The organism is Corynebacterium sp. HMSC056F09 (assembly GCF_001815785.1).
Classification (GTDB): Bacteria; Actinomycetota; Actinomycetes; order Mycobacteriales; family Mycobacteriaceae; genus Corynebacterium; species Corynebacterium hiratae.
The window spans coordinates 1-2,224 of record NZ_KV821902.1; the positions used below are offsets into that span (position 1 = coordinate 1).

The window sequence follows — 2,224 nt, forward strand, 5'->3', positions numbered from 1 at the left end:
TTTCTCTGGATAATCCGGGTAGTGCTTGGATTCTAACCGGCTTGAACAAGTAGTCATATGGGCGCGCTGCCCGTTGAATCCAAGAAGCTGCAGTACACCCTGGACTGGTCAGATGCGGCCAAGATTGACTGGGGCACCATCATATTGTTTGGTTGCGGCATGATCTTCGGCGCCATGCTGGGCAGCTCCGGTCTAGCAGAAACTATCGGTTCCGGACTCGACAATATGTTGGGCGTATCTAGTGCCCTGGTCATCACTGCCATGGCGGTGTTGCTGGCCATCCTCATCTCTGAGACCACAAGTAATACCGCGGCAGCGGCTGTCACTATGCCCGTTGTTGTTCCACTCGCCATGACTGCGGGAGTAGACCCTGTTATCCCGGCGATGGCCGCTACCTTTGGCTTCATGCTTCCAATTTTCACGCTGCAAAATGCCATCGTTTACGGCTCCGGCTGCGTTTCCATCGCGCGTATGATCCGCACAGGCATCAGCTTCGACATAATCGGCGGCGCGCTGATTATCTTCTTTCTCCCAACTGTTGCCGCCTTGGTAGGCATCGGATAGGGGATGAAGAAGACGTAGCCCTCGGCCGCCGTTATGACGGGCCGGGGGCTAGCGCTGCAGGAAGGGGTCTTCAATCGGCGCTATCGCTCAACGTTCAACTTGGCACTCAACCGATCAATCCGAGCCCTTGTGCACTCGATGCCGCCATGTAGACTCCCACAATTGCCGCGATCCACAGCAACGTCACTTTCGCCTCATACTCCAGCCGACGGATGGCGCGCTCCAGACGAGGAAAAATAGCCGGCCCCGCTGCGCCTGCAATGGCAGCCATAAGAGTTGCCGGTAGGACCATGATGATGCAGTAACCCGCAATAAGCGCGACCTTGCCGCTAAACCCGAAAGACATAGACTGGATAATTCCCATTGCGCCCAGGTAAGGCAACATAGTCGCAGCCTCGACGACGGCAGCACCTAGCGCAAGCCCCACCATGCCGGTCGCACTCAGTGACGCGCCCCGTGCAAGGCGAGAAGCCCGACTCTTCGACACCTCGCCGTTGGCGGTCTGCGTGGCCGCGGGCTTTTTGGGGTTTGGCGAGAACACACCGAAGATGAAAAGCCCCGCGCCCAGAACAAGCGTCACCCACTGGAACCAATCAGTCTCGCTTACGCCAGAAAGCCTCGATACTGCCGCATCGAACCCTAATAGAAGCGCAATACCAAGGCAGCAGTAGGCCGTGGCGATCGTAGCGAGATAGGTGCCCAATAGGCCTAAACGTACTCGTCGCCAGATAACAATCAGTGCAATAGGAATGACAAGGGTTCCTGCACTCAAACTATCTACGAGTGCAAGGCCAGCAAGGGGAAGGAAGTCTGACATGGAATTCTCCAGTAGTCGGGTGTTTGCGGAGAGCTTGACCTTAGATTCGCAAGAGGCCTCAATTCAGCGTCATACGTTTGTATTAATCGCGGGCTTGGTACGATTGTACGAGGCGCAATGCGCGAGTGCAACTACACTTATGAATGGCTCATCGCATCTGAGCTACGCAAGATTGGAGCTCCATGTCCGTTGATCGCAACACACCCATCACCGGCACCGCCGCAGTGATCGCTGATGCTGCCATTCGAGTGATGGTCAGCCAGGGTCTCGATGCCCTGAGCGTGCGCAACGTCGCCACTGAGGCTGGCGTCGCGCCTGGGACTGTCCAGTACCAGATGGGTAAACGGGACGACATCATCGCGAAAGCTTTTGTCAGGTCGTTGCAGCGCCAGGAGTCGCGGGCCCTTACTCAAACCGATGCGACGGATTTTCACGCGGCGTTCCACGGTCGCCTGGCTGAACTCTTGCCAATTGGACCTGTCCAGCGCGAGGATTCCGCTGTGTGGGTCATAGTGGGAGCTGCTGCCTCGACGCGCGAATGGCTGGCTGACTTATACGACGCCGAGGTGACGAAGTTTCGGGCGCGCGTGGCTGAAGGTCTCGAAGCAGCGCAACGTTTCGGAAAGCTAGCCCGAGGACTGTCTCCTGAGCAAGGTGCTCGCCTCGTCACTGCGCTGGTCAACGGGCTGACGATCGACTACCTCAATGCTCCTGTGGACTCGGCGAAGCAGTTGTTGGCAGACCTTGCTTCGGGACTCGCGCTGATTGTAGAACCCGGTTCTCCTAAAGACTAGGACGGTACTAGGGCTGGAGTGTTATGTCCATGGACTTTTTGGACACGGA

The 2,224-nt window shown here is 57.1% G+C and carries 2 protein-coding genes and 1 pseudogene; 2 read left to right on the forward strand and 1 reads right to left on the reverse strand.

Going from position 1 to position 2,224, the window contains the following annotated elements; genetic code table 11:
• Positions 1 to 66: 66 nt before the first annotated feature.
• Positions 67 to 564: pseudogene (locus HMPREF3056_RS03400) on the forward strand (SLC13 family permease); the annotation flags it as partial.
• Positions 565 to 670: 106 nt separating this feature from the next.
• Here HMPREF3056_RS03400 and HMPREF3056_RS03405 read toward each other — a convergent pair.
• A complete protein-coding gene (locus tag HMPREF3056_RS03405; RefSeq protein WP_046647278.1) occupies positions 671 to 1,381 on the reverse strand; it encodes a GAP family protein in 711 nt (236 codons plus the stop codon).
• Positions 1,382 to 1,563: 182 nt separating this feature from the next.
• On the opposite strand from HMPREF3056_RS03405, the gene HMPREF3056_RS03415 reads away from it, so the two are divergent.
• Positions 1,564 to 2,175 (forward strand): TetR/AcrR family transcriptional regulator, encoded by a 612-nt coding sequence (locus HMPREF3056_RS03415; protein ID WP_070754104.1) that lies wholly within the window; start codon positions 1,564 to 1,566, stop codon positions 2,173 to 2,175.
• Positions 2,176 to 2,224 lie beyond the last annotated feature (49 nt).